This window comes from Citrobacter arsenatis (assembly GCF_004353845.1).
GTDB classification, from domain to species: domain Bacteria; phylum Pseudomonadota; class Gammaproteobacteria; order Enterobacterales; family Enterobacteriaceae; genus Citrobacter; species Citrobacter arsenatis.
On record NZ_CP037864.1, the window covers coordinates 2,474,971 to 2,491,427 of the forward strand.

14 protein-coding genes are annotated in these 16,457 nt (G+C 47.0%); 10 read left to right on the forward strand and 4 right to left on the reverse strand.

Going from position 1 to position 16,457, the window contains the following annotated elements:
* Positions 1–78 precede the first annotated feature (78 nt).
* From E1B03_RS12965 to E1B03_RS12995, 7 genes are all read left to right on the forward strand, one after another.
* Positions 79–405 (forward strand): YnfA family protein, encoded by a 327-nt coding sequence (locus tag E1B03_RS12965; protein ID WP_043016368.1) that lies wholly within the window; start codon positions 79–81, stop codon positions 403–405.
* Positions 406–512: 107 nt separating this feature from the next.
* Entirely contained in the window at positions 513–1,727 is a 1,215-nt protein-coding gene (gene rspA / locus E1B03_RS12970) for a starvation-sensing protein RspA (RefSeq protein WP_103769981.1), read from the forward strand.
* Between the two features lie 13 nt (positions 1,728–1,740).
* Positions 1,741–2,760 carry a Zn-dependent oxidoreductase gene (locus E1B03_RS12975; protein ID WP_133086341.1) on the forward strand — a complete coding sequence of 340 codons (1,020 nt, stop codon included), beginning with the start codon at positions 1,741–1,743 and terminating at the stop codon, positions 2,758–2,760.
* 53 nt (positions 2,761–2,813) lie between these two features.
* Positions 2,814–4,193, forward strand: a complete 1,380-nt coding sequence (locus tag E1B03_RS12980; protein ID WP_133086342.1) for an MFS transporter — start codon at positions 2,814–2,816, stop codon at positions 4,191–4,193.
* A 97-nt stretch (positions 4,194–4,290) separates the two neighbouring features.
* On the forward strand, positions 4,291–5,697 hold the full coding sequence (uxaC, locus tag E1B03_RS12985; protein WP_133086343.1) for a glucuronate isomerase: 1,407 nt from the start codon (positions 4,291–4,293) through the stop codon (positions 5,695–5,697).
* Between the two features lie 24 nt (positions 5,698–5,721).
* Positions 5,722–7,266: an MFS transporter gene (locus E1B03_RS12990; RefSeq protein ID WP_133086344.1), complete on the forward strand. Its 1,545-nt coding sequence runs from the start codon at positions 5,722–5,724 to the stop codon at positions 7,264–7,266.
* A 162-nt stretch (positions 7,267–7,428) separates the two neighbouring features.
* Positions 7,429–8,895, forward strand: coding sequence for a mannitol dehydrogenase family protein (locus tag E1B03_RS12995; RefSeq protein ID WP_103769976.1), 1,467 nt, complete (start codon positions 7,429–7,431; stop codon positions 8,893–8,895).
* Positions 8,896–8,971: 76 nt separating this feature from the next.
* Here the strand turns inward: E1B03_RS12995 and ydfZ are convergent, their stop codons facing one another.
* The 3 genes from ydfZ to ydfG form a co-directional block, all read right to left on the reverse strand.
* Positions 8,972–9,175, reverse strand: a complete 204-nt coding sequence (gene ydfZ / locus E1B03_RS13000) for a putative selenium delivery protein YdfZ (protein WP_003032393.1) — start codon at positions 9,173–9,175, stop codon at positions 8,972–8,974.
* 190 nt (positions 9,176–9,365) lie between these two features.
* Positions 9,366–10,052 carry a GntR family transcriptional regulator gene (locus E1B03_RS13005; protein ID WP_103769975.1) on the reverse strand — a complete coding sequence of 229 codons (687 nt, stop codon included), beginning with the start codon at positions 10,050–10,052 and terminating at the stop codon, positions 9,366–9,368.
* Between the two features lie 86 nt (positions 10,053–10,138).
* Positions 10,139–10,885: a bifunctional NADP-dependent 3-hydroxy acid dehydrogenase/3-hydroxypropionate dehydrogenase YdfG gene (ydfG, locus tag E1B03_RS13010; RefSeq protein WP_103769974.1), complete on the reverse strand. Its 747-nt coding sequence runs from the start codon at positions 10,883–10,885 to the stop codon at positions 10,139–10,141.
* A 137-nt stretch (positions 10,886–11,022) separates the two neighbouring features.
* Between ydfG and dcp the strand changes: the two genes are divergently transcribed.
* Positions 11,023–13,068 carry a peptidyl-dipeptidase Dcp gene (gene dcp, locus E1B03_RS13015; protein ID WP_133086345.1) on the forward strand — a complete coding sequence of 682 codons (2,046 nt, stop codon included), beginning with the start codon at positions 11,023–11,025 and terminating at the stop codon, positions 13,066–13,068.
* 807 nt (positions 13,069–13,875) lie between these two features.
* Here dcp and E1B03_RS13020 read toward each other — a convergent pair.
* The gene (locus E1B03_RS13020; protein WP_246044157.1) at positions 13,876–14,679 is read right to left on the reverse strand and encodes an EAL domain-containing protein; all 804 of its coding nucleotides are present in this window, start codon (positions 14,677–14,679) and stop codon (positions 13,876–13,878) included.
* A 332-nt stretch (positions 14,680–15,011) separates the two neighbouring features.
* Between E1B03_RS13020 and E1B03_RS13025 the strand changes: the two genes are divergently transcribed.
* Both E1B03_RS13025 and E1B03_RS13030 read left to right on the forward strand, forming a co-directional pair.
* Entirely contained in the window at positions 15,012–15,821 is an 810-nt protein-coding gene (locus tag E1B03_RS13025) for a winged helix-turn-helix domain-containing protein (protein WP_103769970.1), read from the forward strand.
* Complete coding sequence (locus E1B03_RS13030; RefSeq protein ID WP_103769969.1) at positions 15,805–16,296, forward strand: hypothetical protein; 492 nt, start codon at positions 15,805–15,807, stop codon at positions 16,294–16,296. The genes E1B03_RS13025 and E1B03_RS13030 overlap by 17 nt, the downstream gene beginning before the upstream one ends.
* Positions 16,297–16,457: the final 161 nt, after the last annotated feature.

Here is a 16,457-nt window from a genome sequence, read left to right on the forward strand (position 1 = left end):
TACCCACTCAGCGGATATGGATACGCTGGCGATATTCTGTCGTATCATGGTTAAACCGACGTTAACTGAATAACATCAATGCTTAAGACCACATTACTTTTTTTCGTCACCGCATTATGCGAAATCATAGGCTGCTTTTTACCCTGGCTTTGGCTTAAGCGAGGGGCAACGGCATGGTTGCTGATTCCCGCCGGGGTGTCACTGGCTTTATTCGTCTGGTTGCTGACGCTGCATCCCGCAGCGAGCGGGCGTGTTTACGCGGCCTATGGCGGGGTTTACGTGGTGACAGCGCTGCTATGGCTACGCATTGTCGATGGTGTAAAACTCAGCCTGTACGACTGGTCCGGTGCGCTGGTTGCGCTCTGCGGGATGTTGATCATCGTGGCTGGATGGGGGCGCGCATAGCGCCTTTTTTGTGATCAATCAGCGTTTTTTTGATCTTCATACTTGTATGGTAGTAGTTCAGTTGAGTAAATTTCCTGCATCACAAGAACGGATGTAAGGAATAAGAAATGAAGATTGTTGGGGCTGAAGTATTTGTCACTTGTCCGGGGCGTAATTTTGTCACGTTGAAGATCACGACGGATGACGGGATCACCGGACTGGGAGATGCCACATTAAACGGACGTGAGCTTTCGGTAGCGTCCTATCTGAAAGATCATGTATGCCCGCAGTTGATTGGCCGCGACGCGCATCGGATCGAAGATATCTGGCAGTTTTTCTACAAAGGTGCGTACTGGCGTCGTGGTCCTGTCACCATGTCGGCGATCTCCGCAGTGGATATGGCATTGTGGGACATCAAAGCGAAAGCGGCGAATATGCCTTTGTACCAGTTGCTCGGCGGTGCATCGCGTGAAGGGGTCATGGTTTACTGTCACACCACCGGCCATACCGTTGATGACGTACTGGAAGATTATGCGCGTCATAAAGAGATGGGCTTTAAGGCGATTCGCGTGCAGTGCGGCGTACCGGGCATGAAAACCACTTACGGCATGTCAAAAGGAAAGGGACTGGCCTACGAGCCAGCGACGAAAGGGCAGTGGCCGGAAGAGCAGTTGTGGTCGACAGAAAAATATCTCGATTTCACGCCAACGCTGTTTGAAGCCGTACGCAATAAATTCGGTTTTAATGAGCACCTTCTTCATGACATGCATCACCGTTTGACGCCAATTGAAGCCGCCCGTTTTGGTAAAAGCATTGAGCAATATCGTCTGTTCTGGATGGAAGATCCAACCCCAGCTGAAAACCAGGAATGCTTCCGCCTGATCCGCCAGCATACGGTCACGCCGATTGCGGTAGGGGAAGTCTTCAATAGCATCTGGGACTGCAAACAGCTCATCGAAGAACAACTGATTGACTACATCCGCACCACCATCACCCATGCGGGCGGTATTACCGGTATGCGCCGGATTGCCGATTTCGCGTCGTTGTATCAGGTACGTACCGGTTCACATGGCCCTTCCGATCTGTCTCCCGTGTGTATGGCTGCTGCGCTGCACTTTGATCTGTGGGTACCGAACTTCGGCGTACAGGAATATATGGGGTATTCCGAGCAAATGCTGGAAGTGTTTCCACATAACTGGACCTTTGATAACGGCTATATGCATCCAGGAGAAAAACCCGGTCTTGGGATCGAGTTTGACGAAAAACTTGCGGCGAAATATCCGTATGACCCTGCATATCTGCCTGTTGCTCGTCTGGAAGATGGCACGCTGTGGAACTGGTAAGGAGTGATGCACTATGAAAAGTATTGTGATTGAAAAGCCGAATGCGCTGAATATTACCGAGCGGCCAGTTCCTGAACCCGTAGCGGGCGAGGTCAGGGTAAAGATAAAACTGGCGGGGATCTGTGGTTCTGACAGCCATATTTATCGCGGACACAATCCATTTGCCCAATACCCGCGCGTGATTGGCCACGAGTTTTTTGGCGTGATTGATGCGGTAGGCGACGGTGTTGACCGTTCGCGAATGGGCGAGCGGGTGTCCGTTGATCCGGTCATCAGCTGCGGACATTGTTATCCCTGTTCAATTGGTAAACCTAACGTTTGTACATCGCTGGTGGTGTTGGGCGTGCATCGCGATGGCGGTTTCAGCGAGTACGCCGTGGTGCCGGCGAAAAATGCCTGGACTATCCCGGATACCGTGCCTGATGACCATGCGGTTATGGTGGAGCCTTTTACCATTGCGGCAAACGTGACTGGGCAAATCAATCCAACAGCAAACGATATTGCTCTGATTTATGGTGCTGGCCCTATGGGGTTGACCACCGTACAGGCGCTTAAACGTGTCTACAAAGTAAAAACTGTGGTCATTGCCGACAGAATCGATGAACGCCTGAGCATGGCGAAGCAGTGCGGTGCTGACTGGGCCATCAATAATAGCCAGCAATCGTTGCAAGATTTCCTGGCGGAAAAAGGGCTAAAACCGACCATCGTCGTGGATGCGGCTTGTCATCCATCCATTTTACAGGAGGCTATCACGCTGGCATCGCCAGCCGCACGGATTGTTCTGATGGGATTTTCCAGCGATCCTTGTCAGATTGTTCAACAAGGCATTACCGGGAAAGAGCTTTCAATTTATTCCTCAAGATTAAATGCAAACAAATTCCCGGTTGTGATTGATTGGTTGGTCAACGGACTTATCGATCCTAATCAACTTATTACCCACACTTTTGACTATCACCACGTTACAGACGCAATTGAATTGTTTGAGAAAGATCAGCAGCACTGCTGCAAAGTTTTACTCACATTCACTAAATAATATAAATATCTGCGAGTAAGTGGTACGCATCTTACCTCTTAGAGATAGCCAATATGAACCAAGAAAAACACGAAAGATCAACGAAGGATTTGGTCAGAGCCGCCGTATCCGGATGGTTGGGTACAGCGCTCGAATTTATGGATTTCCAGTTATATTCTCTGGGCGCCGCACTGGTATTCCATGAGATATTTTTCCCTGAACAGTCTGCCGCGATGGCGCTCATTTTAGCGATGGGTACCTACGGTGCAGGATATATTGCTCGTATTGTTGGAGCATTTATATTTGGCAAAATGGGAGACAGTATTGGACGTAAAAAGGTGCTGTTTATTACCATCACCATGATGGGGATCTGTACAACGTTAATAGGTGTACTGCCTACGTATGCGCAAATCGGTATCTTCGCGCCCGTATTACTGGTGACGCTGCGTATCGTGCAAGGACTTGGCGCAGGGGCTGAGATTTCGGGCGCAGGTACGATGCTTGCTGAGTACGCGCCAAAAGGCAAACGCGGCATCATTTCCTCACTTGTCGCTATGGGGACAAACTGTGGAACCCTCAGCGCAACGGCTATCTGGGCGGTGATGTTCTTTGCTCTTGACCGCGAAGAACTGTTAGCCTGGGGCTGGCGAATTCCGTTCCTGGCAAGTGTCGTGGTGATGATCTTTGCCATCTGGTTACGTATGAACCTCAAAGAAAGCCCGGTATTTGAGAAGGTTAATGATCAAGAAAATACGTCGGCATTAAACAAAGCATCGGAAAATACGCTGGGGGCGATGTTTACCAGTAAATCGTTCTGGCTGGCTACCGGTTTACGCTTTGGTCAGGCGGGTAACTCTGGGTTAATCCAAACCTTTCTTGCCGGTTATTTAGTACAGACGTTGCTATTTGATAAATCAATCCCCACCGATGCCCTAATGATTAGTTCGGTGCTTGGGTTTATTACTATACCGTTGCTCGGTTGGTTGTCAGATAAGTTTGGTCGTCGCTTGCCTTATATTATTCTGAATATTTCAGCAATTATTCTGGCGTATCCGATGCTATCGATTGTCGTGGATAAAGCGTATAGCCCGGGCGTTATTATGACGGCACTGATTGTTATTCATAACTTTGCCGTGTTGGGATTATTTGCTCTCGAAAATATTACCATGGCTGAAATGTTTGGTGCCCGTAACCGATTCACACGCATGGCGATTTCAAAAGAGGCTGGTGGGTTGGTTGCCGTTGGCTTTGGTCCGGTACTGGCCGGTATTTTCTGCAACATGACTAACTCCTGGTGGCCAATTCTGGTGATGGTCATTGCCTACTCATTGATCGGCCTGGTTTCCGCGTTGCTGATGCCTGAAGTAAAAGACCGCGATCTGAGTATTCTTGAAGATGCAGCAGAAATAAATAAAACCGCTAAGGTTCGTGCTGGAATAAGTCAGGCAAGCTAATGCGATGTTAATAGTGCGCAAGGTGCCTAATAAAATGCACCTTGCGCGATGAGCAATTATTGTTAAACCGTGCAAGCGGAATCTATTGGAGAAAAGCATGGGCTTTATTAACGATCGATTCATGATCGGAAATGAAGTTGGTGTTCGGTTATATCAGGATGTTGCTAAAAACCTGCCGATCATCGATTATCATTGTCATCTCGACGCGAAAGACATCTTCGAAAACAAAGCTTTTAATGATATTACTCAACTTTGGCTGGCAGGCGACCATTATAAATGGCGTGCCATGCGAGCCAATGGTATTGATGAGTATTTTATTACGGGTGCAGCCAGCGCTGAAGAAAAATTTCAGGCGTGGGCGGAAACAGTAGAGGCCGCATTTGGTAATCCTCTGTATCACTGGACGCATTTAGAACTGAGTCAGTATTTTGATTGCAATATAAACCTTGATAGTCATAACTGGCGTGAAGTCATGGAACATTGCAATCGGCTGATAAAACAGAGTGATTTTAAACCTCGCCGTTTAATGGAGCGTTCGCAAGTTGAGGTTATTTGCACTACTGATGCCCCTCTGGATTCTCTTGAGTACCATCGTTTGTTACAACAAGATGAAACGTTTTCAATAAAAGTATTGCCTACGTTCCGCCCCGATGATGTTTTTATTGAGAATGCCACCGAATTTGCACTGTTTATCGCTAAACTTGAGGAAATGACGGATATCCATATTGACTCGTTTGCTCATTTTTCCCGGGCAATAGAGAAACGCATTGATTGGTTCCATGAAACGGGGTGTCGAATTTCTGATCATGGTCCCGTGAATATTGAATACCATGCAACTGAACCTTTACGAGTCAACCAACTTTTTGTACGCAAGGCGGCCGGTGAATGTTTGAGCATTACGGAAGAAGCAGAGATTAACAGCGCTATCTTTATCATGCTTGCGGGGCATTACAAGGCCAGAAACTGGGCGATGCAGATTCACTTTGGTGCGATTCGTAACAATAACAGCCTGATGCGCCAGCGTCTTGGTATTAATACCGGGTTTGATTCCATCAACGATCAGTCCGGTCTGGCTTCGTCGCTGAATCAACTGTTAGATGCAATGGCGCAAGCCGACGCGCTGCCAAAAACGATCCTTTATAACCTGAATGCGGTTTACAACGATGTTGTCGCAACCACAATTGCTAATTTCCAGAATACTGAACATGGTGTTAAATCACCTATCCAGTTTGGTTCTGGTTGGTGGTTTAATGATACGCGCCGTGGAATGGAGAATCAGTTAAATAGCCTGGCGGATCAGGGGTTGCTGATGCATTTTGTTGGGATGCTAACAGATTCGCGGAGTTTTATTTCTTATCCTCGGCATGATTATTTTCGCCGGATCCTCTGCAATCTGCTCGGCAGCTGGGTTGAAAAAGGGGAGGTCCCAAATAATAAAGATATTCTGACGCGAATGGTCAGGAATATTTGCCACGATAACGCTAATAATTATTTTAAATTCTAATAATATTTCTGGTGAGGATAGAACATGTCTCGTACTAATAGAAAAATAACCATCCCAATTAGTATCGGTTATGGGATGACAGATATTATGGGCGGTGGTGCATTCACGGTAATTGGCGCATGGTTACTCTTTTTCTATACGACCTTCGTGGGATTATCGCCAGTTGAAGCGGCATCGATAGTCGCCATTGCGAGGATTGTTGATGCTATTGTTAGTTTGTTTATGGGGTCATTTACTGACCATTTTTATAAAAATCCGTTAGGTAAAAGATTTGGCCGGCGTCGTTTCTTTTTACTTATTGGTGCGCCGCTCATGTTGGTATATACCTTGCTGTGGATGACCGGCATGAATTTCTGGTTTTATCTTGCAGTTTATCTGGCATTTGAAATTATTGCCGCAATGGTATTAATCCCATGGGAAACTCTGCCATCGGAAATGACCAAGGATTTTAATTCGCGCACCAAATTATCGACCTGTCGTATGTTTTTGTCGGCATCCGGTACATTTTTAGCAACCTTTATTCCTGGGCTGCTGATTGGACATTTTGGCGAACATGATCCAAACGCCTATTTTATTAATGGTGTCGTTTTTGCTGTGTTGTTTATGGTGTGCGTATTTATCTCATGGAAAGTGACCTGGGAGCGTGATCTAACCCCTGAAATGCTCGAAGAGCTTGAACGCAGTAACCAGCCAACATCTTTTGTTGAAAAAGTGGCAATGGTGGGGCATTTATTTAAGGAGTATGGTTCGACGCTGAAAGTGCGTGCGTTCAGAAAACATCTGGCTATCTACTTGCTTTCTTTCACCGCTAAAGATGTTTACAACACCGTCTTTGTTTTCTTCTGCGTTTATTGTCTGAACGTATCATCTTCATTGGCAGGAACACTGCTGTCGATGAGTATTGTGGGGCTGCCGGTCACGTTAATAGCAGGATTCGCCATTATAAAATACGGACCGTCTCGACTGTATGTCTTTGCCTATACGTTAATGATGTTGTGTCTGGTTGGGTTGTTTATGGTTTACCAGTTCCCTACAGACAACAAAGTAACGTTGCTGGTGATTTTGGCTGCACTGTATCAGGTAGGGCGTTGTGTACTGGAGTTCACGCCGTGGAACGTTTTCCCGTTCATCCCTGATATCGATGAGATGATCACTCGCCAACGTCGGGAAGGGTTATTTGCCGCAGTGATGACATTTTCCCGCAAGACGACGGTTGCGATTGCCACCTTTATCGTCGGTTTAATGTTGCAAAATGGGGGCTTTGTTAAAGGGAGTCAGGTTCAGCCGGAACAGGCCATCAATACTATTGCGACGTTGTTGTTTGCAGGGACGGCTGGTCTGTTGATTCTGGCATTGTGGCAAGCCTTGACCTTCCACTTGAATAAACGCACGCACAAAATTTTTGTCGATGAGGTTGAGCGGTTAAAGGCGAATGGTGCAAAGAACGATGTGGATCCTGAAGCTCGTCGGATTGTGGAAGATTTGACCGGCTATTCCTATGACACACTTTGGTGCGAGGGAGAGAAGAAGGCGCCTGAAAAGCATAAATCACTCTCTCAGTTGAGTTAATCGAACGACAGCCTGGAGTGAAGGATGCCATTTCTTTAGGCTGTCACATAAGTGAAAAATGATGTCATACCAATTATAAAAAGCTTAATACAAATCAAAACATACAACCATACAGGCGTTACTCTGAATCAATTCTGATTTCATTGATAAGTAGGTACTACAATGCAAAACAAATTATTAACGGCAAAGGCTACGCTTCCTGGCTACGATCGTACAAAACTGGTTCCACGAATTGTCCACTTGGGTTTTGGCGCATTTCATCGTGCGCATCAGGGCGTTTACGCGGATATTCTGGCAGCAGAACACGGCAGTGACTGGGGCTATTGCGAAGTGAATCTGATTGGCGGTGAGCAGCAGATTGCCGATCTGAAACAGCAAGATAACCTGTATACCGTTGCAGAAATGTCTGCGGATGCGTGGACTGCAAGAGTTGTCGGCGTGGTGAAAAATGCGCTGCATGCGCAGGTTGATGGTCTGGAAAGCGTACTGGCTGCGATGTGTGAACCGCAGGTTGCGATCGTTTCCCTGACTATCACCGAGAAAGGATATTGCCACTCCCCGGCGACCGGTCAACTGATGTTAGACAACCCGATGATTGCCGCCGACCTGCAGAACCCGAAACAGCCAAAAACGGCGCCAGGCGTAGTGGTTGAGGCCCTTGCTCGACGCAAAGCAGCGGGTTTGACCGCCTTTACCGTGATGTCCTGCGACAACATGCCAGAAAACGGTCATGTCATGCGCAATGTTGTCACGGCGTATGCCCAGGCGGTGGATACGGAACTGGCTGCGTGGATTGAACAACATGTCACATTCCCGTCAACAATGGTCGACCGCATTGTCCCGGCGGTGACGACTGACACTCTCGACAAAATTGAACAACTGACTGGCGTGCGCGACCCGGCAGGCGTAGCTTGTGAGCCGTTCCGTCAGTGGGTTATCGAAGACAACTTCGTCGCTGGTCGTCCTGAGTGGGAGAAAGCCGGTGCTGAGCTGGTGGCGGATGTGATTCCGTTTGAAGAGATGAAGTTGCGTATGCTTAACGGCAGCCACTCTTTCCTGGCTTATCTCGGCTATCTGGCGGGATATCAGCACATTAACGACTGCATGGGCGATGAAAACTATCGTCTTGCCGCCCGCGCGCTAATGTTGCAGGAACAAGCGCCAACGCTAAAAGTGAAAGGCGTCGATTTGCAGCAGTATGCCGATCGCCTGATCGCGCGATATAGCAACCCCGCGCTGCGTCACCGTACCTGGCAGATCGCTATGGACGGCAGTCAAAAATTACCGCAGCGCATGCTTGACTCAGTTCGTTGGCACCTTGTGCACGGCAGCGACTTTGAACTGCTCGCACTGGGTATAGCTGGTTGGATGCGCTACGTCGGCGGTGTGGATGAGCAGGGGCAGGCGATTGAAATCAGCGATCCGCTGTTGCCGGTGATCCAGGATGCCGTACGCAGCAGTCAGGAAGGTGAAGAGCGCGTTCAGGCACTGCTGGCCCTTGATGCTATTTTCGGTCGTGAACTGCCGCAGGTTGAACGGTTCCGGTCTCAGGTGACGAAAGCGTATCTTACGTTGCTGGCTGAAGGTGCGAAGGCGACGGTTGCGAAGTATGCGGCGAAACTGAAGTAATTACGCGTTTTATCTAAGTCGCCATCCGGCTTGAAATACAGCCAGATGGCGCATTGTTTTCTGGCATTCGCACCAATTAGTTCATGCCTAAACGAATCAGTTCGAGGGGGGCATATTTTCCTTCACACCCTTCGATTTCCACTGTTTTCCCGCGGCGAATTTGCTCAGCGGTCAGGCCATCGGTGTCTATCGCGGTAATGCGGCCGGTGAGTCCGGTGTCGCTAATCATGACGCGGCTGCCAGTGGTGATTGCGTTACGGTTACGATCGTATGTTTTCATGGTGTTTTCTCCTTTCCAACTTACCGTCAAAGCCCGTGGGCTTTTAGTCCCACGTAACGGGCGCAATATAAATACGCTTCTCGTTAATGATTTTTTTTGTTTTCGATCAAAATCACAGCTTTTTTTATGCAGATGTGCGGAGAGGGAAACACGCAGGAGAAACTCACCTCGATGTGAGGTGAGCGTAATATTAATCTTCGCTGAACCAGTCGCTATTTTCCTGGCGGATTAGCTGAACTGACTCACCAATTTCCTGAAGATGCAGCATCATTGCGCGCTCAACGGCATCACCATCATGTTTCTCCAGTGCGGCAAAGATATCGTGATGCTGGCGCAGCAGCATTTCTGGCGGAGAAATATGATCCAGGCTCATATAGCGGACGCGGTCAATCGTGGCCTTAATATTCTCGACGGTGTCCCAGGCGAGCTGGCACTCGGCGATTAAAGCCAGTTTCTGATGAAACTCGTCATCAAGCTGGAAAAAATCATCGATTTGCTTGCGATCAATCGCAATGCGCTGCTGATGCAAATTCTGTTCGAGCTGATAGCACTGTTTATCGGTGATCAATGCTGCGGCGCGGCGAACCACGGCACATTCAATTGCCTGACGAACAAAACAGCCGTTTTGTACCTGCGACAGTGAAATTTTGTTAACGTAGCTGCCACGCTGCGGGCGGATCTGAATCAGGCCGTTCTCTGCCAGTTTAATGAATGCTTCTCGTACCGGCTGGCGTGACACATTAAAGCGTACGGAAACCTCTTTCTCCGACAGCGGGGTACCGGGCGCAATCAGGCAATGCACGATATCACGACGAAGAATACGGTAAATCTGTTGATTTACTGGCTGTGTAGGGTTGAGCTGCGTTTCTACGGTCATTCATTCTTACTTTTTAGAGAGTTAACCCAGATATTTTATCACTTATTTCAGGCTATCTATACCCGGCGCGGGGCCGGGCAGAGAAATTAGCTCCGATGAATACTCAGTCCGGCAAAAGACTGTGTGACAGGCATCATTTCAAGGGTGTTAATGTTGACATGAGCGGGCAAAGACGCCACCCACCAAACTGCTTCAGTGACATCTTGCGGGGTTAGCGCAGTGGTATTTTCGTAGGCTTTTTCAGCTTTAGCGTCATCGCCTTTGAAACGTACATTAGAGAACTCCGTACCGCCAACCAGACCCGGTTCAATGTCGGTGACGCGAATTGCAGTGCCGTGCAAGTCAGTACGCAAATTCAGGCTAAACTGGCGCACAAACGCTTTGGTTGCACCGTAGACGTTACCGCCAGCGTATGGCCAACTACCTGCGGTAGAGCCGATATTGATAATATGACCACGGTTGCGCTCAACCATACCTGGCAGCACGGCGCGGGTCATATAAACCAGGCCTTTGTTGTTGGTATCGATCATATTTTCCCAGTCTTCAATGCTGGCCTTATGAGCCGGCTCAAGGCCCAGCGCCAGACCCGCATTGTTGACCAAAACATCAATATTGCGCCATTCCGCGGGTAACGCGTCCAGCATCTCTTCAATTGATGCACGATTACGTACGTCCAGTTGCGCGGTATAGAGGCGGTCACCCAGCTCATCTTTAAGTTCCTGCAGGCGCTCCTGACGGCGTCCGGTGGCAATAACTTTATGCCCATTCTCAATAAAACGACGCGTAATGCACTCACCAAAACCTGCGGTTGCTCCGGTTACTAAAACGATCATCTCACTGTTCCTCAACGCTTTTTATGTAGTACTACCATAGCACGTCATTTCTGTTCAGAGCTATTCCTGCTTAACGTGATTGCGGTCGATTCGTGGGAAGTCTACTCTGGTAAACAAATCGTTTTCAGGAGTGAAAGATGTCGTTAACGAATCCTTTTTTTCACCACAGCACATTGCCTTATCAGGCACCGCAGTTTGATCTGATTGACGTACAACACTACCGTCCTGCGTTCGATGAAGGTGTACGGCAAAAACGCGCAGAGATAGAAGCGATTGTGCAAAACCCGCAGCACCCTGATTTTGCTAATACTTTGCTGGCGCTTGAGCAAAGCGGTGTGCTACTCACGCGGGTGACCAGCGTTTTCTTTGCTATGACAGCGGCGCACACCAACGATGAACTACAGCGCCTTGACGAAGAGTTTTCCGCAGAGTTAGCGAGCCTTGCCAATGATATCTATCTCAATAGTGCGCTTTTCGCGCGCGTCGAAACCGTCTGGCAACGGCGCAGTACGTTAGGTCTGGATAGCGAATCATTACGCCTTCTCGAAGTCGTCCACCAGCGTTTTGTACTGGCGGGTGCTCGTTTGAATGAGGTAGATAAAGCCCGCCTTAAAGCGCTAAATACGGAGTCAGCCACGCTGACCAGCCAGTTTAACCAACGGCTGCTGGCGGCGAACAAGTCTGGTGCTATGGTGGTGGATGATGTCCGACATCTGGACGGACTCAGCGCAGAGGAGATAGCTGTCGCTGCTGAAACCGCAAGGGAGAAAGGGTTTGAAGCGCGTTGGGTTATCCCGTTATTGAACACCACTCAGCAACCGGCGCTTGCGGTATTACGCGATCGTCAGACCCGCAAAAGCCTGTTCACCCGCGCATGGACACGGGCTGAAAACAATGATGCCAACGACACTCGAGCCATTGTTCAGCGGCTGGTGGAGATCCGGATGCAGCAGGCGAAACTGCTTGGCTTTGCCAATTACGCCGCCTGGAAAATTGCCGATCAAATGGCAAAAACGCCGGACGCAGCACTGACTTTTATGCGGGCTATTGTTCCTGCCGCACGGGCGCGGGCGTTGGGTGAGCAGGCTGAAATCCAGAAAGTTATTTTTCAGGAACAAGGGCAGTTTAGCGCCGAGGCCTGGGACTGGTCATTTTATGCCGAGCAGGTTCGACGTGAGAAATATGCCCTTAATGAGGCACAACTCAAACCTTACTTTGCCCTGGATTCGGTGCTGAACGAGGGCGTATTCTGGACGGCAGAACAGCTCTTTGGCATTAAATTTATAGAACGTTTCGATATTCCTGTTTATCACCCGGATGTACGTGTATGGGAAATATTCGATCATGATGGCGTAGGGTTGGCGTTATTTTACGGTGATTTCTTTGCCCGCGAATCAAAAAGCGGCGGAGCCTGGATGGGCAATTTTATTGAGCAATCGCTGCTTAACGAAGCCAGACCGGTTATTTACAACGTCTGTAATTATCAGAAACCTGCAAAGGATCAGCCCGCATTACTGCTGTGGGATGATGTTATTACGTTATTTCATGAGTTTGGGCATACGTTGCACGGTCTGTTCGCCACTCAGCGTTATGCCACGCTTTCAGGGACCAACACTCCGCGTGATTTTGTCGAATTTCCTTCGCAGATCAACGAACACTGGGCGAGCCATCCGCAGGTCTTTGCCCGTTTTGCTCGTCATGTTGATACCGGGGAGCCTATGCCACAGGCATTGCGAGAAAAAATGCAACAGGCCGACCTGTTTAACAAAGGGTACGACATGACCGAACTGCTCAGCGCTGCATTGCTGGATATGCGCTGGCACTCTCTGGAGACGAATGATTCGTCTCCTTCGGTTGATCAATTTGAACAGCAGGCGTTAGCGGCGGAAGGTCTGGATCTCAGGGCCGTGCCGCCACGTTATCGCAGTAGTTACTTTGCCCATATCTTCGGCGGCGGTTATGCCGCGGGGTATTACGCCTATCTGTGGACGCAAATGTTGGCCGATGATGGCTATCAGTGGTTTGTAGAGCAGGGTGGATTAACCCGCGAAAACGGGCAGAAATTCCGCGAAGCGATTTTGTCCCGCGGGAATAGCACTGATTTAGCTGAACTTTATCGCCAGTGGAGTGGGCGCAACCCACAAATGGAGCCGATGCTGGAGCATAGAGGTTTGCGCAGCTAAGACATTTTTAACCAGAAAATAGAACCGGGCGCGATGCCCGGTTTATTGCTGGGTCATTTCTTCCCCAAAACGCTACCCCAAAATGGACCCTTAAATTCTGCAGTCATCGGTAATTTTTTTATTCAGAATTAATAGGGTGAGACGCATTACGGGCAATCATGTAGAAAACCTGGCATAATGAATTAAATTTCTATAGTGGATGTCTGATCGCAAGAATCACGATATATAATTCATCTCGCTAGCAATAAACATTCTTACTTCATTTAAATATCTCAGGTTGAGTTTTCTTGCGATTATCGCTATGTACGAGTAAATGGTTTTATTATTAACATTGGCTAATTCCGCAACGCTTGATACATCCGGATGTTGATATAGTGCCCAGGCTATTTTTCTCTCTTTTTTGGACATCATTGACAGTTCTAACAACATAATAAGATGTTGTTTGAAATCGGGCCAACTAATAGTTCGCCCAGTTTTCAATAACTGTTTAATGTCATCCAGACAGTTATCACGCCCGAATGTTGCTAATGAACTTAATATTTTGGAATGAACACTTATTCCTGTCAGTATATAAATACTCTGGTTGGTTCTGAGTTCAACACCATCTATTTCATCAAGCAATTCTGAAAATGATGTATAGGAATCAATGTCAACAATACATGTATATCTTTCAAAGCTGATTTCTCTTAGCAAATGTCTGAATGCAAATTTGATATAATTGTTCTTTGTGAAAATTCTGTGTCGCATTTGAGTGCCAATACCTATGGGTAAGAATATATTGCGAAAATGACATATCCTCTATTACTTTCAAAGATACTGTCGAGCAAAGTGTTCAATGCTTACTGGTCGAGAAAATAAATATCCCTGAAAATTGAGAACACCTTTTTGCTTTAGCAGTTGATATTGCTCTTCGGTCTCAACGCCTTCGGCTATAAGATCTATACCGAGATTCTTTGATAGCATTAAGATCGCATCAAGCACGGTTGAGTAAACCAGAGAACCATTGTTAATAACGGTAAGGCAGCTGTCGATTTTTATCGTCGAAAATCCAGCATGCTCAATATATTTGAGACATGAGCTCCCACTGCCAAAATCATCAATAGCAAAACGCACACCCGATGCGGTTAGTTGTTGCATAGATTCAAGAGCAAAATCATCGAAGTCCATAGTCCCGCGTTCAACGATCTCAAGTACGACAGCAATACGGTCTTCAAATGTCTCATTAAAATCGGTCACTTCTTTGATTACTCTTGGAGAGTTCAACTGTCTTGCACAGATATTGAATGAAAGATAGAAGTCGTTTGGTAAAGCACCTGCATACCCTTCAAAATAGCTTTTAACACCAGATAACAGAGAACATGTAACATCGTTAATAACATCACATGATTCCATTGCAGAGAGATATTTTTCAGGGGAGTGAAGGATTCCATTTTTTAGAATCCTTAATAACACTTCTCCGCCAACAATTACATCAGCCTTGTACACCGGTTGTACATAAGGCACAAATTCAGCATCAGTCAGTTCTGCTGACAAGATCGATTCCTTAATCAGTGTGCGAGCCTTGCTGAAGAAACATTCTGCTTTCATGAGTATTTTAGTACTAATCATCATGTCGCTCCTTTCCTACTGGGTTTGTGAACCGGGATAACAGCCAAGGCTGTGAACTGCAGTTGTTAATCCACCGCTCATGGAAAATAAGAACCAGCTCATTCATTCTTGCGAATAATCCTAACAACAAAAATTACTTGTTAGCTATTTGTATTGGTAAAAAAGAAAATTACAAATTAATGGCCTGTTAATATTGTATTTTACAAAACATATAGCTGCTTCGGGGATCGTCACAGCCTGGCTGTGCTAGGATGCAGTGTAAAAATGAATGGATTCTTCACCCGTTGAAAGGTGTAAGAAACCGCTAAGTAACCATCATGGATAAGGAGTCAGAGATGGTTTTCGAGATTGATAAGCGAGTTTGTTATCGGTCTGAAGATGGTGCTATGTGGCCATCCGGGGACGAGGGCTCTACTGTCACTCTGACCCTGACAATGAACAGGCTTTTGGCATGTCTTCTTGAGAAGCAAGGACAGGTTCTTACCCGCAATGAGTTATTGGACAGTGTATGGGATGCTCATGGTCTGCGTTCTTCTAGTCACACGCTAAACAAATATATCTCTGAACTGAGAAAACACTTCGTACAGTTTGGCATTGTCGAGGAATGTATTACGACTGTACCTCGTGTTGGTTTCATGTTTAACAGTGATGTCGAGATTAGTGTAATGACTCAGCCCAATATTGTGGGTAAATCTATCTTTAACGTTGAAAAAACTGAAACCCAGAAGGTCAAGTCACGTTCTTTGATAGGGGGTAAAAATAGGTTCTTGTCTATTTCGCTAGCATCGGCTGTAATCTTAATTAGCGCCACTTTTGTGGTGTTAGGTGTTGGCGTTCCATCAAAGGATTTAAGTCAGACAACAAATTTGAAGACTTATTTCTTGTTCAACTATGATGAGTGCCCTGTGTACACTGTGCAAAAAAACTCCGCATCACTCTCTGAACAAAAAAAAGAATTATTCATCGATTTGGCGCAGGAATATGAAATTGATTGTCTGGAGGGAAGCTCATTTTTGTATCAGGTTTCTGAATCATATCTTTACGGCAACAAAGGACGCGCCTTCATTAGCCGATGTACGTCCAGAAACGATAAATACATCTCCTGTCTGAATAACTATTGGAATGGTTATGAACGCACTCATTAAAAAAACAGGGTTGATTACTCTACTTCTACTCCTTGTTCTGGCGTTATCAGTGTGGTTCTACGTACACAAACGGCAGAATCAAAACTATTTGAAAGTTAACTGCTCAACGATTCTACGCTATAACCACCAGGATCCTGATTTTGTTGCGGCGTTAGACCTGGTATTTCGTTTGGATGAAAACCATGACGGACAAGCTGTCTTGTCAGGAAACATTCACTCTGAAAAAGGGGCTGCAATTATCTCAAGAACGGTATTATTCAGTTATGAAATGAACAGGCCCGGCGAGATCTCCATCATGAATACGCGTTACGTTAAAAATCCACGTGATACAGCAGATGAGGAGAGCTTTAAAAGCAGTTTCTTTTATGTCCCTGAAGGAACGGTTCGCCAACTGACAGTTGAGCGTTCCAATAACGGTTGGTTACTAGGAAACTTACAATCGCCTTTTGCGCTTTGTGTGAACAGGGCCGGTTAAACGACCGACATACTGACAGCGATGATCTGATGCTCGGTAAAACGGGCTTTACGCATAGCGATCTCCTGTGCTGATAGTATGACGCCCGGTTTTTTGTATTATCTAAGAAAAGATGCCTGTAATTTACCTCTCTAATCGGAAAAAGTGACTTTTGCTCTGTG